Below are 18,019 nucleotides of genomic sequence, written 5' to 3' on the forward strand. Positions count from 1 at the left end.
ATTGAGTAAAGATGGCCTGACATTCGGTCAGATGTATTTTTACTGCGACAAAAACCTTGAGGCACAAGTGAATACAGCCATGAAAGAGCAAAAGATCAATCGAACTATCATTTCTGAGCTACTGACATCCGGTTTTTCGAGGCTGGCAGCTAATTAGGCAGCAGCTAACAAATTTTTTCTGCACTGCATCACAAGGCTACTGACATAAGGTTGTCAGTCTGAGTTGCTAATCTGGCAGGGTCAAGTAAAAGGAGCGCATCATGACTTTGTTAGATACTGCTATTGCTCGTTATTTTTCAGCCACTAATGCCAGAAATAACCAACTGGCGGCCGAGTGCTTTGATCCGGACGCATCCGTCTTTGATGAAGGCCAACAACTGACTGGACTGGAGTCGATTCAGCACTGGTTGCAGCAAAGCCAACAAAAGTACCAGCCTCTGGTTCAGGTGCTGACGGCGGAACACAATTATGGTGAAGTCTGGGTGAAAGCCAAAGTATCAGGCCTGTTTCAGGGCAGTCCAATTCAGCTGAACTATGTATTTGCTTTACAGGATGGCAAAATCAGTCGTCTGATGATCCGTTAACTGCGTCAATAACAAGAGAAGCTGATGAATCGTATTGACCGCCTGCTGGCGCTGATTCTGTATTTACAAAGCCGCCGCACGTGTACAGCGGAAGCCATGGCAGAACACTTTGGTTTAAGTGTACGCACTATTTACCGTGATATTGCGGCTTTAGGTGAGGCTGGTGTGCCTATTCTGGCCGAAGCGGGTATAGGCTACAGCCTGATGAAAGGCTATTTATTGCCACCTGTTAATTTCTCTGAACAGGAAGCTTATGCACTGTCGACCGGCGTGATGCTGGCACAACGCATGACGACGCACAGCTACAATGAAAAAATGCAGTCGGCATTAGATAAAATCAAGGCTGTCTTACCCAATGAAGCTAAACACCGACTGGAACTGCTAGCCAAAGGCATGGCCACCCCTCAAACCAATCATCCGCTGCAAGCCGATTTGTCGGTATTACAACAAGCCATAGCACGGCAACAATTACTGAGTTTTGATTATCAAAATGCCAACCAAACGCAGAGCAGCCGCGAAGTTGAAGCTGCAGGCTTAGTGTTTTATCTTGGTCGCTGGCATTTGATTGCCTGGTGCAGATTACGCCAGGATTACCGTGACTTTCGCACCGATCGCATCCAAAACCTGCAGCTGCAAAGCGAACAGTTTCAGGCGAGAAGCGACTTTAACGCTAAAGACTTTTTGCAAAGCGGTACTCCGCCAGCCCAACTGACAGCACAGATCCTGTTTGCGCATACGGCAGCAGACAGAGCCAGGCGGGAATGGTGGCAAGGAATAACGGATGAGCTACAAAACGCCGAAGGTGTAGTGATGACACTGAACTGCAGCGACTGGATGTCGTTGGCTTGCTGGTTATTGTCACTAGGCACCGCAGCAAAAGTGCTGGCGCCTGATGAATTAAAGCAGGAAATGCGCAGGCAAAGCGGCGCTGTTTTAGCTTTGTATTCCTGATGCGATTAAGCTTTCACTGCAACTTTTAAGTTGATGCAATCAATCCTGCATCTTCGTTAGTTTAAGCTGGGTTTTGATCCTGTGTTTTAAAGTTAAGGCGTTTACTGGCTTAATCACAAAATCGGCTCCACCCGCTTCCCAACATAAAGTTTCATCTTCCTGGCTTTGCATTCCCGTGACAAATATCACTGGAATCTGAGCAAGTTCAGGCTGTTGCTTGAGCAAACGGCAAGTGGCAAACCCATCTAAGTCAGGCATAAGCACATCCAGCAGGATCAAATCCGGTGGGTTGTTCTGACACAAACTGATGGCCTGAGCACCGGAAGTGGCCATAAAAATCTGATACTCAGCATTCAACATCTGATGAATGATTTGAATATTCACCGGCTGATCATCCACCACAAGTATTTTCATTTTGTCCGCGCTGTGTAATGAGGTCATACTCATCAATAACTACCTTTTCAGTAATGTCTGGTATTGCTCTGTGTACTGCAGAGCCTGAATAAAATTCAATTGCTCTAATGCAGTTTCCAATTTACTGACCCACTCTGGGTTCAGACTTTGCAATGCGCCTTTCAGCTCTGAAAACTGAGCCAAAGCATTCATATTAAAACTCTGCAACGAAGATTGTAGCTGGCCAAGCAGCTCTGACATTTCAGTATCACTCGGCATCAGAACTATAGGTTCTTCCTCTGCAGGTGCAGTTTCCGCCATTAACACAGGTGCAAAACGGGCAAAAGCTTCAGCGTCGGCAACAAAAGTTAATAAGGCTTTAGGTAAATCCAAGGCTGTTTTTTGTTTGATCGATTGCTCAATAGCAGCTGCAGGTTCGGATAAACGCACAATACCCAAAGAACTGGCGGAACCTTTCAGTGAATGCGCCAACAGATACAGTTCTTTTTCTGTCAGGGCTGCGGGTCCAGCTTTTAATTTAATCAACGCAGCATCGAGTTCAGTGACAAAAGACTTCAGGGTTTTATGATACACAGAGACTGAGTTGCCCAAGCGGTTTAATGCAGAATTCAGCTGCACCCCTTGCTGTAAAGCGGCATCAACCAACGCAGGATTAAGCAGGGGCTGCTGAATGGCAGCGACAGGCAAACTGGGGTCAACCGGAGTTTTTGACCACTTCAGTATGGTTTGCACCAGATTGTCGATGGCAAAAGGTTTGGCAACATGATCATTCATGCCAGCGTCCAGACAAGCCTGTTTATCTGATTGCATCGCATTGGCGGTCATGGCGACTATAGGCAAGGCCAACATAGCGGCTTTGCTGCGAATACGTCTGGTGGTTTCATAACCATCCATATCCGGCATTTGAATATCCATCAGCACCAGATCGTATTTATCCGGCTGCTGCTCCAGCATCGCCAAAGCAAAAGTACCGCCTGGTGCTATCTCCACTAAAGCGCCTTCATTGCCTAACAGTTCAGAAGCAACGATCTGGTTGGTTGGATTATCTTCCACCAGCAGCAGTTGTAAGCCATTCAAGCGACTTTGCCTTGGCGCCGCATCTTGTTGCGCATTAGAAAACATCTGTTTACCGGCCAGCGCATCCAGCACTGCATCCAGCAGCCGGCTGGGGGTGACAGGTTTGACAATAAAACCGTTCAGCAAATGCTGACTTTGTTCTTCCTGCTGTTTTTGCGCCAGACATTCCCGGCCATGAGCTGTCACCATAATCACCAGTGGCATCTCAGGGCCTTGCACTAACTGACGAATTTTTTCCGCTGTTTGCCAACCATCCATACCTGGCATTAACCAGTCGAGCAATACCAGCTTATAACCATTTTGCTGCTGCAACAGTTGCAATGCCTGCTCGCCACTGCTGGCTAAATCAACCTGACAACCATAATGCCGCATCACTTCGGATAAAATCTGCCGGGATTGCTGGTTATCATCCACCACCAGCACTTTCAAACCCTGCAACAAAGACAGGTCGGCTTGAGCAGCATTCAGGCTTAAACAGTTAAACCAGAGCTCAAACTCAAAGCAACTGCCCGATCCCCACTGGCTGTCGACCGACAATTGGCCACCCATCAGTTCGACCAGGCCTTTACTGATAGCCAAACCTAAACCTGTACCGCCATAACGACGGCTGATAGAAGACTCGGCCTGACTGAAACTCTGGAAAATCACCGCCAGTTGTTGTTCTGTCATGCCTATGCCAGTGTCTGTGACTTTAAACTTAATTTTGGTCGCTTCTGCAGTGCGCTCTGTCACCTGCAAGCTCACCACTATTTCGCCTTTTTCGGTGAACTTGATGGCATTACCGGTCAGATTTAACAGCACCTGTTTCAGTCGTAAACTGTCACCCACCACCAGCTGTGGTAAATCTTCAGCGAACTGATACAGGACTTCTACATCTTTGCTACCCAGATTAGCCGATAAAATAGTGCCCAAATCTTCCATTAGCGACGCTAGTTCAAAGCTATGACTATCCATCTCCAGCTTGCCAGCTTCTACTTTAGAGAAGTCCAGAATGTCGTTCAGGATGGCCAATAAGGACTCAGCTGCCATTTCGGTCTGACGGATATAATCTTCTTGTCTGCGGGTTAAACTGGTTTGCTGCACTAGCTGTAACATGCCCAGAATAGCGTTCATTGGCGTGCGGATTTCATGACTCATATTGGCCAAAAAGGACGATTTTGCATCATTGGCTGCATCAGCCAGTCGCCGTGCATATGCCAGCTCCTGCTCCCTTTTGTGTTGCTCGGAACGATCTCGGGCCACCAGATAAAAATAATCCTGCTGTTCAAATCGGATCCAGGACAAAGTTGCCGACAAAGGGATCAAAACGCCATGCGAGTCTTCAAACTGGGTTTCAAACTGCACACTGCGTTTTCTCTCAGTGCTAAGAATCAGTTGCTGTAATCTATCTCCCACTAACTGCAATGCAAGATCGGCCAGACTTAACTTACCGGCGCTACAGGCTAAAGCGGCCGGATTGGCTTTAATGACATCAGCGGCATCGTTTAACCAAAAGACTAAATCCGGGCTTTGCTCTGTGGACACTTTCGCCAGCGCCAACTCAAATTCCAGATCTTTTTGCAGCGTTAAATCCCGGGCAATCCCTAAATAACCCACCACTTGTTTTTGCTGATCCAATAAAGAGGTTACAGCAAGCTGCACAGGACACCTGCTGCCATCTTTGCGAATGTAATTCCACTCTCTATTGTCAGTTTTTCCATGCTTTGCCTTTTCGACAAAAACAGCAAAGCCGGGCTCAACCAGATAACCAAGCTCTGTCGTCAGTTGCTCTGCATACTCCAGCACTTCGGCTGGATCGTGAAATAGAGCCGGACTATAAAGGCCAGCAAGCTCCACTTCCTGATACTGCAACATAGTTTCAGCTGCTGGGTTAAAAGATGTAATCACGCCATCTAAATCAGTAGTGATAATGGCATAGTTGGCGTTGCGTAAAATACTGCGCTGTAAGGTGGAAACCCTTTCAATCTCAGCAGTACGGAGCGCCACCTGATGCTCCAGCTCTTCATTGGCTTGCTGTAGCTTTTGCTCTGCCTGCTTGATATGGCTGATGTCGTTCACGGTCAGAGCTGCGCCTATAAATTGGCCCTTTTCGTCCAATATAGGTGCAAGGTTCAACGAGACTGGATACAACTTCCCTGACTGATGTAATCTCATACTTTGTTTGTAGCGAACTTTGTGGCCTTTACTCACCTCTAGCTCTAACTGCAGCTGCTCAGCTTTCAATTCCTCAGGCACAATCAGAGTACTAATACTTTTACCTATGGCTTCATCTTCGCCGTACCCGAACATTTGTTCAGCCGCAGGGTTCCAGCTGCTAATTCGGCCTTCTTTGTCAGTTCCAATGACAGCTTCATTGGCATTCTCAACGATAGCGGCAAGTACAGCTCTGTGTCTGGACAGCTGTAAACGTCTAATCAGAGCTAGTTGGAAAAACGCGACAATCAGGATAACCAATGCAGTGATACTTAAAGCACTATAAAAGGCACTTTGAGGATTTTGCAGCTCAAGTTGGTTAATAAAAGATTGGCTAGCGACCAGTTTGACTTGCCAGTTACGGCTAAAAATAGTCAGTTCAGCCTCTGAATGTAGTTCAGCTAAAGCCGAACCTTCGACAGCTCTGACAAAAAAAGGCTGCTCAGGTGAGTGTTCGAGGTCAACAACTTCAAGCTGAATACCTTTGTTTGCAGCATTAATGCTGAACAATATTTCATCAATCAATAAAGGCGTATAAGCAAAACCAAACAACTGTTGATAACGCTGTTCTGCTTGTTCCGGAATAGCCTGTTGCAAGTAAATAGGCATCAGCAATAAAAAGCCTTGCGACTTTTTATTCTGGGCCTGCACTAAGGTCAAAGGCTCCGTCAATACAGCTTTATTCTGATGCGCTGCCGCTAAAGCCGCCTGATAGCGCATTGTTTCTGATGAAATATCCAGCCCAACCGCACTAGAGTTGTCCACTACAGGCTCAATGTATTGGATCACAAAAAGGTCATGCTGATGCGGGCTGTATTGATTTAGTTTAAACAGCTGCCCTCTATCTTTTGTAGCTTCGAGCAAAAATTCAGTCAGTTGATCCTGAGTTACTTTTCGAATAACGCCGAAGCCACGAGCGCCAGGAAACTCCGTATTGAGATCACGGCTTTGGCTATACGCCAACATGTTTTTATAACCAAAGTTTTGTGGACCGGCACTCAATACAGCCCCTCGCATACCACGCAAGCCGTATTGATAAATCGTCATCTTCTCGACTATGGCATCAGCCAATTGTCTGGCTTTCGTATCCAGACTGTGCTGAATATTCTGCTCATTTTGTTTTAACTGATCGCGCTCAACATGCACAGAAATGTAATATCCAAGCACAGCAAGCAGCATAGCTGGAACTAAAATAGCGAACAGTTCTTGCTGATTACGTTTAAACCATGCCATCTGATTTATCCCTTTCCTTGTCTGCTGAGGTGCTGTTTTAAGCGCTCTGCCACTGCTGCAAAGTTCAACGTCATGATGTCCTGTTCCATCAGCACAAAATCATCCGGCCCCAAATAGGCGATCCAGCCAGCTCTTTGTACCTGAAACAAGCTGTAGGCCTGCATGTCGTTACTTTCAAGATACTGGATATACAACGCTACGTCAGGCAAGCTGCTGTCTGAGCTGTATTTGAACTGGCTCAGCCATAAATTTAAAGCCGCAGAAGTTTGCTCCAGACATTCCAGATAGCTCGTAAATGCAGTAGCACGTGGCAATTGACCCTGTTGCAACTGAATTTCCAGCGGACGTGATAATTCAGGCAAAGCTGCTGCACCTAAAGTGGCATAACTGCCGCGCAACTTATGCAAAGAAAGCTCGATGGCTTTATGGTCTTGCCGCTGATAAGACAGGCTAAGCTGTTGAATTTCACTGGGAGTTGATGCAATCAACTTTGCCACAGCAGGAAACAGATGCAGGAACGCATCTTGAGAAAAGCCAATTAATTGCTCAAGCACACTAAAATTAAACAGCATATAAAGCTACCCGAATGATTTCCACCAGCATAATGGGCTTTAGCTGAAAAATCCCGTGCTTTGTCCAGTTAATTTTGTCTGGCTAGTTTTTCCGTCTACACTAAAAAAATAGGCAAAACAGGGAAGTGCCAGATGCAAATCACTCCATCCGCCGTATCTTCGTCAAAAATTCTACTCGTTGATGATCAGGCATCGTCCTTACTGTTACTACGCGAACTATTGCAGGATTTAGCCATTTTGTATTTTGCCACCGATGGCCTTCATGCACTTGAGCTAGCGCGTAAACACCTCCCTGAGCTGATAGTGCTGGATATTGATATGCCAGGTATGGATGGTTTCGCTGTTTGCAGAGCCTTAAAAGCTGACCCCGCCACCCGCGATATCGCTATAGTGTTTATTACCTCTCATATTGATATAGAACACGAAATATCTTCTTTATCTGAAGGGGGCATCGACTTTTTACGTAAACCTTTGCATGCGACAACTTGTCGTATCCGTATCAAAAACTTACTGAATTTAAGTTGCTATAGCCGTCAGGTGGCTGCAGAAAAAGAATGGCTGCGAGTAACGCTTGATTCGATTGGTGACGCTGTTATAGCCACTGATCTGGATGGAAAAATCAGCTTTATGAACCCCATAGCTGAACGTATGACGGGCTGGCTGGCGAAGGAAGCCTTGCATCGCCCTATAGAAAAAGTGATGCAACTGCGGGATGCTCATACTTTAGAGCCACGATGGAACCCTATTTATTTCGCGTTAAAAGAACAACGTGTAGTGGCTATGGCGTTAAATTGCCAGTTGGTTTCACGCACAGGCCAGCTGTTTCAGGTGGAGGATTCTGCCGCCCCTATTATTGATCACAAAGGTCAGTGCCTGGGTAGCATAGTGGTGTTTCATGATGTCAGCGAAAGCATGGCGCTGGCGCTGAAAATGAGTCATCTGGCCAATCACGACCCTTTAACCAATTTACCCAACAGAATATTGCTGTACGACCGCATAGAACAGGCCATCAAAAGAGCTGGGCAGTTGCATCATAAATCGGCTTTGCTGCTGATTGATTTGGACCACTTTAAATACGTCAACGACTCCATTGGCCATAACTTCGGCGATTTGTTGATCAAACAGGCTTCAGAGCGCCTGAGTTCTATTTGTTGTGCAGGCACCACACTGGCTCGTTTAGGCGGTGATGAGTTTGTACTGGTACTGCCCGAACTGTGGTCTATTGAAGAAGTAGGGTTGTTTACCAGCCAGGTGCATAGTCAGTTCCAGCAACCTTTTGTACTGGAAGACAAAAAGTACCAGATGGCTGTCAGTATTGGCGTCAGTATTTATCCGGACGACGCCCAAACCATTGAAATGTTTATGCGCCATGCCGATGTCGCCATGTTTAAAGCCAAATCTGAAGGCCGCAACAGAACCAGCTTTTTCTCCGACGAACTGGAACAGCAAATCATTCATCGTCATCAACTGGAATTGCTGCTGCGGGACAATTTAGCCAATCAGCAGCTTCAGGTCTATTATCAGCCCAAACTCTGTCTACAGACCGGCAAGTTGTTAGGTGCAGAAGCCCTGGCTCGTATGCAAAATAATCAGGGCCAGTGGATTTCGCCTATAGAGTTTATTCCGTTGGCGGAAGAAACCGGATTAATAGCGGAGCTTGGGCAACAAGTGTTACGTCAGGCCTGTGAGGAATGTCTGAGCTGGCAACACCTGGGTTATCAGGTACCGGTATCGGTGAATATTGCAGCCGCTCAGTTTGCCGACCCGCTGTTGGTAAAACAAATCAGCAGCCTGATGGCGGAATTACAAATGCCAGCCCACTTATTAGAACTGGAAGTCACTGAAAGTTCGTTGATGCTAGATGTCAGTAAAACCCAAAGCATGTTGAGTCAGCTCAAAGCCGCTGGCATTTGTATTTCCATAGACGACTTTGGCACTGGCTACTCGAGCTTGTCTTATTTGAAAAAATTTCAGGTCGACGTGCTGAAAATAGACAAATCCTTTGTCCATGAAATGTTGACAGACAGAGGCGACATGGAAATAGTCAAAGCTGTGATATCCTTGGCTCAGTCGATGAATTTGCAACTAATAGCCGAAGGCATTGAACTGGAAGCGCAAAAAGACAAACTGCTGGAACTGGGTTGCCAGATGGGACAAGGCTACTTTTTCAGTAAACCTTTGTCGGCAGCGGATTTTAAAACCTACTTACAACAGCAATACGGCCAACAGAGCCTGTAACCTGAGGCACAAGCTCATAGACCGCATCTGCAGTTAACCCCAATTCAGCCCGGTGTGAGATATACACAATAGCGCTGGTTCTGGCCGACGCCATGCGGTTGATCAGTGCTATCAGTACCGCACTTTCTTCGTCATCTAACCCGACAAGGGGTTCATCCAGCAATAACAAAGGCGGGTGTTTCACCATAGCACGCATCGCCAGAATTAAACGTTGTTGTCCGGCGCCCAGATGCGCAAAAGGCAGTTTGGCATAAGCAGTCATACCGACTAGCTCAAGCCACTGTGCCGCCAATCTTTGATGAATAGCAGAAGGCTGTTGATACAAACCGACAGAGTCAAAAAAGCCAGAGATCAGCATATTTTCCACACTGTCGTGGCTGCTGAAATTCTGTACCATCACCCGGGTAAAACAGCCAATGTTTTTCTTAATATCCCAGACGCTTTCGCCACTACCTTTTTTCCGGCCGAATAAATACAGCTGCTGGCCATAGCCCTTAGTGCTTTCGCCGTTAATCAACTGCACTAAGGTACTTTTACCCGCACCATTTGGGCCATGCAGTTGCCAGAACTCACCGGCGCGGATATCCCAGTTAATGCCGTTTAATACAGCTTTGTCGCCATAACGGACCTGCAAATCCCGCATACTGATCAACAAAGGGTCCAACAATGCAGGTTGATCCGCAGCTGGGGGAATATTGCCTTTTAGCTCTGGTATTGCGGCACTGACGCCCTGATCCGGCACAAGCTGCTTGTTCTGCAACCGGAACTGAGAATGAATAAAAGCCAGTTTGTCGCGGCGGCGACTCAGCAATTGAACCAAAGGAATTTGATGCTGCAGCTGGTGCAGGCGCTGTTCTATCATCTGCTGCCCGGCCAAATCCAGGCTATCAAACAAGTTATCGAGGATCAGATAATCAGGATTAGATGCCAGTAAATAATCCAGCAAAAGGCGTTTTTGTTCCCCTTCAGACAAAGACGCCAGAGCTTGCGGTTGGCCTGCAGTTAAATCATCCCGACCATGCCGGTATTCTTCCGCCAGAAACTGTTCCAACGCTAAAGCTGAATACAAAGCGCCACGACCTGTCAGGTGCAGGCCCAAAGCAGCACTGACACTGCCTTCTTGCAATTGCTGGATCAGCAGCTTTTTATCGTCCGAACTTTTCAGGTAAATAGCGCAATGCATGGGTAGTCAGGCTCAGCTTTTCCGGTTTGACGCTTGTGCAAAGGCAGTCTTTTGAATACCTTTCGCTTGTACAGTCGCATAATTGGTTTTGTTCGTCCAGCTGATCACCTTGCCTGAACGTAATCCACCAACCGGATCCCCATCAGCATAAATACAATAAATACCAGGCCTTCAACAGAACCTGTGCCAGCCAACACTAAAGCAGGTCCTGGGCATAATCCGACTAAACCCCAACCTAAGCCAAACAAAGCACTGCCAACCAATAAAGGCGTGGTAATAGCAGTAGCTTCAGGCCAGTTGAATTTGGCTTTTAACAGGCTCTGCGGCATTTTTTTGCTCAACCTAAAAGCGATAAAAGCAACAGCTATGGCACCAAGCATCACCAAAGCTAAAGACGGATCCCAAAGGCCTGCCAGATCTAAAAACCCCAGTACTTTAGCCGGATTTGCCATACCAGCCATTAATAAACCTAAACCAAACAGCAAGCCGCAGATAAAAGCACTTAAGGATAAAAACCAGTGTTTTTGCATTGGGCATTCCTTACAACAGATGACGAACAATAAAAACAGTGATCACAGCCACACCCATAAAAGTCAGGGTGGCAACCAGCGAGCGCACAGATAAACGGGCTAAACCACAAACGCCATGGCCACTGGTGCAACCCGAGCCTAAACGTGCACCTATACCCACCAGCAAACCCGCAGCAGCCAATAAGCCATAATTGCTGCTGACTTCAGCCACAGGCAATGGAGCAACCAACAACCAAAGCCAGGACGACAGTACTAAGCCTGAAATAAAGGCCAATCGCCACAGCCGCTCGTTGCTTGAGGAGGCAAAAGTTCCGGCTGTAATGCCGATCACGCCAGCTATCCGGCCATTGAATAACCACAACAAAGCACAAGCCAACCCAATCATCAGCCCGCCCAATAAGGCCGACTGAGTTGTAAAATGCGACCAATCAATCATAAGACCCCTCTTGCTTAGATAGTGCTGAAGTTAAAGAGCTGCTGATTTTAAAACCAACAAACTAAATTATGGATATAAGCATATACCATTTAGATATATTAGTGAATACTAAATAATAGGAGTAAATAACAGTAAAATGTCAGTGGTAAGGAGCTTTTCGCTGCAAATAAAAAAGCCTGGGGAAACCCAGGCTTTAAAAAACAGTTTAAAATTAATAGCTTACTCGACAGTAACGCTTTTAGCTAAGTTACGTGGCTGGTCTACGTCTGTGCCTTTGATAATGGCAACGTAGTAGCTTAATAACTGCAGCGGGATGGTGTAGATGATTGGAGCAATCAGCGGGTGCACATGTGGCACGCTGATCACTCGCTGCGTCGCGTCTGATTTAAAATGGGCATCCACGTCGGCGAATACATACAGGATACCGCCACGGGCACGCACTTCTTCCACGTTTGACTGCAGTTTTTCCAGCAGTTCGTTGTTTGGCGCTACCACAATAATTGGCATATCGGCGTCAATCAGCGCTAATGGACCGTGTTTCAGCTCGCCTGCGGCATAAGCTTCAGCATGAATGTAAGAAATTTCTTTTAACTTCAACGCACCTTCCATAGCGATAGGGTACTGATCGCCACGGCCTAAGAACAACGAATGGTGCTTGTCGGCGAATTCTGTGGCCAAAGCTTCGATTTTTGGTGCCAGGGTTAAGGTTTCTTCCAGTTTGGCTGGCAGAGTTTTTAATGCCTGCACCATGTCCTGTTGCTGCTGGGCTGTTAAACCATTGTATTTACCAATAGCCAGCGTCAGCATCGACAAACCAACCAGCTGAGTGGTGAAGGCTTTAGTCGATGCCACACCAATTTCAGCACCAGCACGGGTCATAAAGGCCAGATCTGATTCACGCACCAGTGAAGAACCCGCTACGTTACAAATAGTTAAGCTGCCGATATAACCCGCTTCTTTGGCTAAACGTAAGGCAGCTAAAGTATCAGCAGTTTCACCAGACTGGGAAATGCTGACCAAAAGGCTGCCTGGCTGTACAAAAGATTTGCGGTAACGGAATTCAGAGGCAATTTCGACGTTACAGGAAATACCACCTAAAGATTCCAGCCAGTAACGGGCCACCATACCTGAGTGATACGACGTACCGCAGGCGACGATTTGCACATGACGTACTTTTTTGAACAGCTCAGCTGCACCGTTACCAAAGGTTTCATCCAGTACTGAATCTGAGCCTAAACGACCTTCTAAGGTGTTGCTGATGGCATGTGGCTGTTCGTAGATTTCTTTTAACATAAAGTGGCGGTACTGACCTTTGTCACCGGCATCGTAGCTGGCGGTGGATTCAGTAATAGTGCGCTCTACCTGTTTGCCGTTTTTGTCGTACACTGTCACGCTGGTGCGGGTAATTTCGGCCACGTCGCCTTCTTCTAAGAACATAAAACGACGGGTCACAGGTAACAAAGCTAACTGATCAGAAGCGATAAAATTTTCGCCAATACCAAAGCCGATCACCAATGGGCTGCCTGAACGGGCCACTACTAAATGGCTTGGGTCGTTTTGATCCATCAGTACAGTGCCGTAGGCGCCATTAAATTGTTTTACCGCAGTTTGTACTGCAGCTAACAAAGAACCAGCTGTTTTCATTTCATCAGCCACTAAGTGCGCAATCACTTCAGTGTCAGTGTCTGAATTAAACACATAACCTTTGGCTTTTAACATTTCACGCAGTGGTCCGTGGTTTTCGATAATACCGTTGTGCACTACAGAAATATTGCCGGATACGTGTGGGTGAGCGTTACGCTCTGAAGGTTCGCCGTGGGTAGCCCAACGAGTGTGCGCTATACCAGTGCCGCCCACTACAGGGGTTAGTTTTACTGCGTCAGACAGTTCTTTTACTTTACCTAAACGGCGGATACGTTGTAATTCGCCTGTTGGGCTGATGATGGCCACACCGGCAGAATCATAACCACGGTATTCCAGGCGACGTAAGCCTTCGACCAGAATATCTACTACGTCGCGTTGTGCTACAGCACCTACTATTCCACACATAAAGTCTTACTCCACTGAGCCAAGGGGGGCGCAAATCACTTTTACGCCTTGTTGTTCTATTTGCTGTTTTGCGCTGGCGGGTAACTTTTCGTCTGTCACCAGTATTTTAATGGACGACCAGGGCAATTCTAAGTTGTGGATTTTCCGACCTATTTTGTCGGATTCCACCATCACCACTACTTCACGCGCCACTTCGGCCATTACCCGGCTTAAGCTGGTCAGCTCATTAAAAGTAGTAGTACCACGCTGCAGATCAATGCCATCGGCACCAATAAACAGCTGGTCAAAATCGTATGCACGCAAAACCTGTTCCGCCAGCTGGCCCTGAAAAGCCTCAGACTGCGGATCCCAACTGCCACCTGTCATCAGCAGCGTAGGTTCGTTTTCCAGCTCACGTAAAGCATTGGCAATAGACAAGGAATTAGTCATCACCACTAAACCTTGTTTATGCGAAAGTTCTGGCAATAAAGCTGCTGTGGTGCTGCCGCTATCAAGAATAATGCGGTTGTGATCACGAATAAGTTCTGCAGCAGCTTTGGCCAGAATTTGCTTTCGTTCTGAAACTTTTTCGACCGCAGCTTCCTGGATCAGTTCATGCGGCACTTGCACTGCACCACCATAACGGCGTAATAACAAACCGTTATTTTCCAGTGCAGCTAAGTCTTTACGAATAGTCACTTCAGAAGTTTCAAAGTGATGGGCCAACTGCTCAACACTGACTTCGCCCTGCAGATTCAGCAGGTCGAGAATAGCGCGGCGGCGTTGTTGGGTGTTTCGTTTGTTCATCTGCCAGTCACTTAAGTTTCGTTTCGAAAGATATTGTACAGAAACGAAAGATAAGTGCAAGAGTGAAAGTTAAATTCAGCTTTTGTGAATAGACTAGTGGTGAAGGAGGTAGCGGGGCATATTAAATAAAAAATGTAGGGGCGGGTCTTGTACCCGCCCCTCTAATGATACCGCGGTGCGCGCGGACGGGCCGGGACAAGCCACGGCCCCTACAACAACTTAATGTTGATGTGAAGCTTCGGGACCAATTAAAAGCAGCATGATTAGTACACCAAGCCCCATCATCAAGCCATGTAACCAGAAGGGTTGTTCGACATTTTTTCGCAGCAGTGGCATTAAGTCGGCGCTGGCCAGATAAATAAAGGCACCAGCGGTAATAGCCAATAAGAGATTCAGATTTGGTGTTAACCAATGGCTGATAGTTAAAGTGGCTACCGCACCTAACACACAAGCGCTGGCCGATAACAGGTTATACAACAAAGCTTTTTTGCGGCTGAACCCCGCATGTAGCAATACGGCGACATCGGCAATTTCTTGCGGAATTTCATGGATCAAAATAGCGACAGTGGTCGTCACACCCAATAAAGGGTCGACCAGAAAACTGCCGGCTATCAATACGCCATCAATAAAATTGTGCACGCCATCAGCCACCAGGTTCACTTTGCCATAGCTGGCGGTACTTATAGCCTGGTCCGGTAGTTGTGGGTGACCATGTTGCAGTGCACGTTCCAGAAAATAAAAACCTAATAAACCAGCCAGTACCCAACCAAAGAGCTGGCGATGCGACTCCTGATGCTGCAGCGCGTCCGGCAATAAATGCAAAAAGGCATTGGCCAGCAATACGCCCACAGCCAGGCTTAAAATCAGCGGTAAAAAACGCTGCAGTTTGCTTTGCGGCAGCAGAAATAACACGGCCCCGGACAGGGACACCAGCATCACCAGAAAGGCAGCCAGCAGGATAAACAGAGTCAACATAAAAAATCCTGTCCTATGGGAAATAACAGCGGATAAAGATAGTCAGGTTCAGACAGCAAGAGCCACGCTAAAAACCTGTGACATTATAACGTTTTTTCCTCGATCGGATCTTTGTTTTTTAAAGAAAAAATCGTCTGGAACGATTTTTAACAGCTTCAGCTGGCGCCAGGGATGGCTGCGAATAAAAAAACCACCTGTCTTCCCAGCAGGTGGTTGAGCATAAAATCCCCTTCGTCCCTGAAGCCGCAGTTTTGTTGACTGCGAGGCGGGCGGGGACAAGCCACCGCCCCTACATGTGGGGATGACAACACCAGGATGAAACTGGTCTCAAACAAAACTTAGAAACTGTAACTGACACTCAACTTGGCATAACGGCCCGGTTCGCTGTAACGCTGAATACCGTCGGCGCTGATATTATTCCGGGTGCTGGCGGCATAACGAATCCGCTCCCAGCGGTAGTATTCTTTGTCCAGCAGGTTATACACGCCGACATTCAGTAACCAATTGTCACCAAATTCCATATTGCTGACTAAATCCACTACTGTGGCGCTTTTTGGCAAATAGGTGACTAATTGGGTTTGAGTGCCGTCTTCTTCCGTTTCGTAGGCATCTTTAGCTTTGACGTCAGAGCTGTAACTTAAGTTCGCCGCCAGACTCCACCAGTCGGTTGCGCGGTAGCTGACCCCTGCAACCAATTTATCCGGGCTTATTGTTATCAACGGATCGCCATTGTCTTTTTCGCCTTCATGATGGCTATAAGAGAACTGAGCACTCCAGCTTTGATTAAAGCGCCAAGCACCTTGCAACTCGACGCCTGTGACATCGACATCACCGACATTCTCGTTGATGGTATAAGGGTTGCCCTGAGTGACAGTACAACCGAAACTGGTACAGCTTTCATACACTGTGCCCGGATTTTGTACTTTGGTGATATTTTCAATCATGTCGCGGTAGTTATCCTTAAACAGCGCCACTTTGATTCTGCTGTTATCACCTTGCCACTGATAAGCCAGTTCCAGATTGGTGCTGTACTCAGCTTCTAAATTGGGGTTAGATAAAGAACCATATAAACCAGTCACCACAGTACCAGTGGCTTGTTCAGTACGGCTGACGGATGAGGTCTGGAAATACATTTCTTCTGTGCTTGGCGCACGGAAACCACGGCCTAACTGCAGCGCTACACTTTGCTGTTCTGTCAGCTGATAATGCCCTACTAACTGACCTGTTACTGCGCTGAAGCTGCTGTCCTGCACTGAACCTGTGACATCGGTAAAACCATCATTTAACTTAGGTTTGTACGACACATGATCGTAACGCAGGCCACCGGTTAAACTAAAAGCACTGTCGTTAAATTTGATGCTGTCGCGTATGTACAAATGCCATAAGTCAGCGTCTGTTTCAGGCACAAAGTCAGGGTCTATGTCCTGCTTCGCAATTTCCATGGTCTGACCAACGTAGCTGGTATCAATGGCAGAAAAATCAACCGACTTTTGCTCCAAAGCACCACCGTATACCAGTTGATGGCTACTGCCCTGAGTGTGCAGTTCTTTATCCAAAGCAAAAGCCCACTTCAGCAAGTCTTGCTGGTAATCGCGGTCTTCACTGCGGTAACAAGGACCAGTGGTACATAAACGGGCGGCACTGGCTGGTGCTAACATCAGAGTAAAAGCGTCGTTATTGGTTTTCTGATAATCCAGGCTGGTTGAGAAGGCATCAAATAATTGATGACCAGCTAACCAATTGTAGTTTAAGCCTATACGGCTGCGCTCCTGCTGATCGTCACTGGTACGGGTCAGGTAGCTGCGGCTTAACCAGGATAAGTTGTTGGTGTCGATATCGGCTTTAAATAACTCAGCGGTCAGGCCAATATCCTGAGTATTTGTCAGTTGGTACTTTAATTTAGTCAGCAGATTGTGGCTGCTGTTGTCCTGCGGATCAGCAACAGGGCGGCCAGAACCTGTAATGGCCTGACGTTCGGCTGAGTCGGCATAGTTTTCCATTTCGTGGCCTTCACGCTTGGTCAGCACGGCCAAAGCTTCCAGTTTGCCGCTGCGGTTCGCCACTGTCACAGTGCCCTGAGTTTCATCATTGGCACCACTGTAAGCCGCTTTTAACCGGACAAAAGTGTCGTTGCCTTCCGGTTCTAAGTAGTCTGCAGCATCTTTAGTGACAAAAAGCACGGCGCCACCTAAAGAGCCACTGCCTGCAGCTATAGCATCAGCACCTTTGACGATCTCAATTTGTTTCACTGCATCCGGGTCTATACCACCACGGCCGGCCGCAAAGAAATCATAAAAAGCATAAGTGGGCGGGTTTAAGGTTTCACCTACAGACAAACCGTCGACCGTAATAGCGACCTGATTGCCTTCCAGGCCACGAATATTAAAGCCAGCCGAACCAAAACGGCCCTGGTCAGTTAAGCTGACGCCTGGGATATAACGCACCATATCTTCTAAACGTTGCACCTGCTGCTGTTCCAGCTGTTTGGCTTTAATCACTGTGCTATTAGCTGTGGTCGATTTTTTATCTTCAAGCGCAGTAGCTGTGACAGTTACTGCATCCAGTTGTGACAAATCTTTTGCGGCCTGTTCAGCTGCAACTTCTGCCAACAACGAGGTGGAAAATAAGCTGCTGATAGCAACAGCAATTAAAGTTTTAGAACAGGGCATGACGCTCTCCTTGACGAGCTTAAGAGGTGTGGTAAGTCCACAGGATGGCGTTATGCTAGATCAAATGAGAATTATTCTCAACAATAAAGTTCATATTAATTCTATTAATTTCAATTACTTATAATTTTA

Annotated in this window: 13 protein-coding genes; 3 read left to right on the plus strand and 10 right to left on the minus strand. The window is 47.0% G+C overall.

What is annotated here, in order from left to right; all coding sequences use genetic code 11:
* Window positions 1–260 precede the first annotated feature (260 nt).
* Window positions 261–584, plus strand: coding sequence for a nuclear transport factor 2 family protein (locus EK374_RS20405; protein ID WP_127026354.1), 324 nt, complete (start codon window positions 261–263; stop codon window positions 582–584).
* 24 nt (window positions 585–608) lie between these two features.
* Window positions 609–1,535 carry a helix-turn-helix transcriptional regulator gene (locus tag EK374_RS20410; protein ID WP_127026355.1) on the plus strand — a complete coding sequence of 309 codons (927 nt, stop codon included), beginning with the start codon at window positions 609–611 and terminating at the stop codon, window positions 1,533–1,535.
* Window positions 1,536–1,574: 39 nt separating this feature from the next.
* Here EK374_RS20410 and EK374_RS20415 read toward each other — a convergent pair whose 3' ends face one another.
* The 3 genes from EK374_RS20415 to EK374_RS20425 are packed head-to-tail and all read right to left on the minus strand — an operon-like array spanning window position 1,575 to window position 7,024.
* Window positions 1,575–1,982, minus strand: coding sequence for a response regulator (locus tag EK374_RS20415; RefSeq protein WP_127026356.1), 408 nt, complete (start codon window positions 1,980–1,982; stop codon window positions 1,575–1,577).
* Between the two features lie 6 nt (window positions 1,983–1,988).
* The gene (locus tag EK374_RS20420) at window positions 1,989–6,452 is read right to left on the minus strand and encodes a CHASE domain-containing hybrid sensor histidine kinase/response regulator (RefSeq protein WP_127026357.1); all 4,464 of its coding nucleotides are present in this window, start codon (window positions 6,450–6,452) and stop codon (window positions 1,989–1,991) included.
* A gap of 5 nt (window positions 6,453–6,457) precedes the next feature.
* Window positions 6,458–7,024 (minus strand): Hpt domain-containing protein, encoded by a 567-nt coding sequence (locus EK374_RS20425; protein ID WP_127026358.1) that lies wholly within the window; start codon window positions 7,022–7,024, stop codon window positions 6,458–6,460.
* Window positions 7,025–7,156: 132 nt separating this feature from the next.
* Between EK374_RS20425 and EK374_RS20430 the strand changes: the two genes are divergently transcribed.
* A complete protein-coding gene (locus tag EK374_RS20430) occupies window positions 7,157–9,262 on the plus strand; it encodes a putative bifunctional diguanylate cyclase/phosphodiesterase (protein ID WP_127026359.1) in 2,106 nt (701 codons plus the stop codon).
* Here EK374_RS20430 and EK374_RS20435 read toward each other — a convergent pair.
* The 7 genes from EK374_RS20435 to EK374_RS20465 form a co-directional block, all read right to left on the minus strand.
* The gene (locus EK374_RS20435; protein ID WP_127026360.1) at window positions 9,219–10,445 is read right to left on the minus strand and encodes an ATP-binding cassette domain-containing protein; all 1,227 of its coding nucleotides are present in this window, start codon (window positions 10,443–10,445) and stop codon (window positions 9,219–9,221) included. The genes EK374_RS20430 and EK374_RS20435 overlap by 44 nt on opposite strands.
* A 104-nt stretch (window positions 10,446–10,549) precedes the next feature.
* Window positions 10,550–10,975, minus strand: a complete 426-nt coding sequence (locus EK374_RS20440) for a DUF6691 family protein (protein WP_127026361.1) — start codon at window positions 10,973–10,975, stop codon at window positions 10,550–10,552.
* A gap of 10 nt (window positions 10,976–10,985) precedes the next feature.
* A complete protein-coding gene (locus EK374_RS20445) occupies window positions 10,986–11,411 on the minus strand; it encodes a YeeE/YedE family protein (protein ID WP_127026362.1) in 426 nt (141 codons plus the stop codon).
* Window positions 11,412–11,630: 219 nt separating this feature from the next.
* Window positions 11,631–13,460 carry a glutamine--fructose-6-phosphate transaminase (isomerizing) gene (gene glmS / locus EK374_RS20450; protein WP_127026363.1) on the minus strand — a complete coding sequence of 610 codons (1,830 nt, stop codon included), beginning with the start codon at window positions 13,458–13,460 and terminating at the stop codon, window positions 11,631–11,633.
* Window positions 13,461–13,466: 6 nt separating this feature from the next.
* On the minus strand, window positions 13,467–14,246 hold the full coding sequence (locus tag EK374_RS20455; protein ID WP_127026364.1) for a DeoR/GlpR family DNA-binding transcription regulator: 780 nt from the start codon (window positions 14,244–14,246) through the stop codon (window positions 13,467–13,469).
* 219 nt (window positions 14,247–14,465) lie between these two features.
* Complete coding sequence (locus tag EK374_RS20460; RefSeq protein ID WP_127026365.1) at window positions 14,466–15,221, minus strand: ZIP family metal transporter; 756 nt, start codon at window positions 15,219–15,221, stop codon at window positions 14,466–14,468.
* Window positions 15,222–15,559: 338 nt separating this feature from the next.
* Complete coding sequence (locus EK374_RS20465) at window positions 15,560–17,890, minus strand: TonB-dependent hemoglobin/transferrin/lactoferrin family receptor (protein ID WP_127026366.1); 2,331 nt, start codon at window positions 17,888–17,890, stop codon at window positions 15,560–15,562.
* Window positions 17,891–18,019 lie beyond the last annotated feature (129 nt).

Origin of the sequence: Rheinheimera mangrovi (assembly GCF_003990335.1) — a bacterium.
GTDB classification, from domain to species: domain Bacteria; phylum Pseudomonadota; class Gammaproteobacteria; order Enterobacterales; family Alteromonadaceae; genus Pararheinheimera; species Pararheinheimera mangrovi.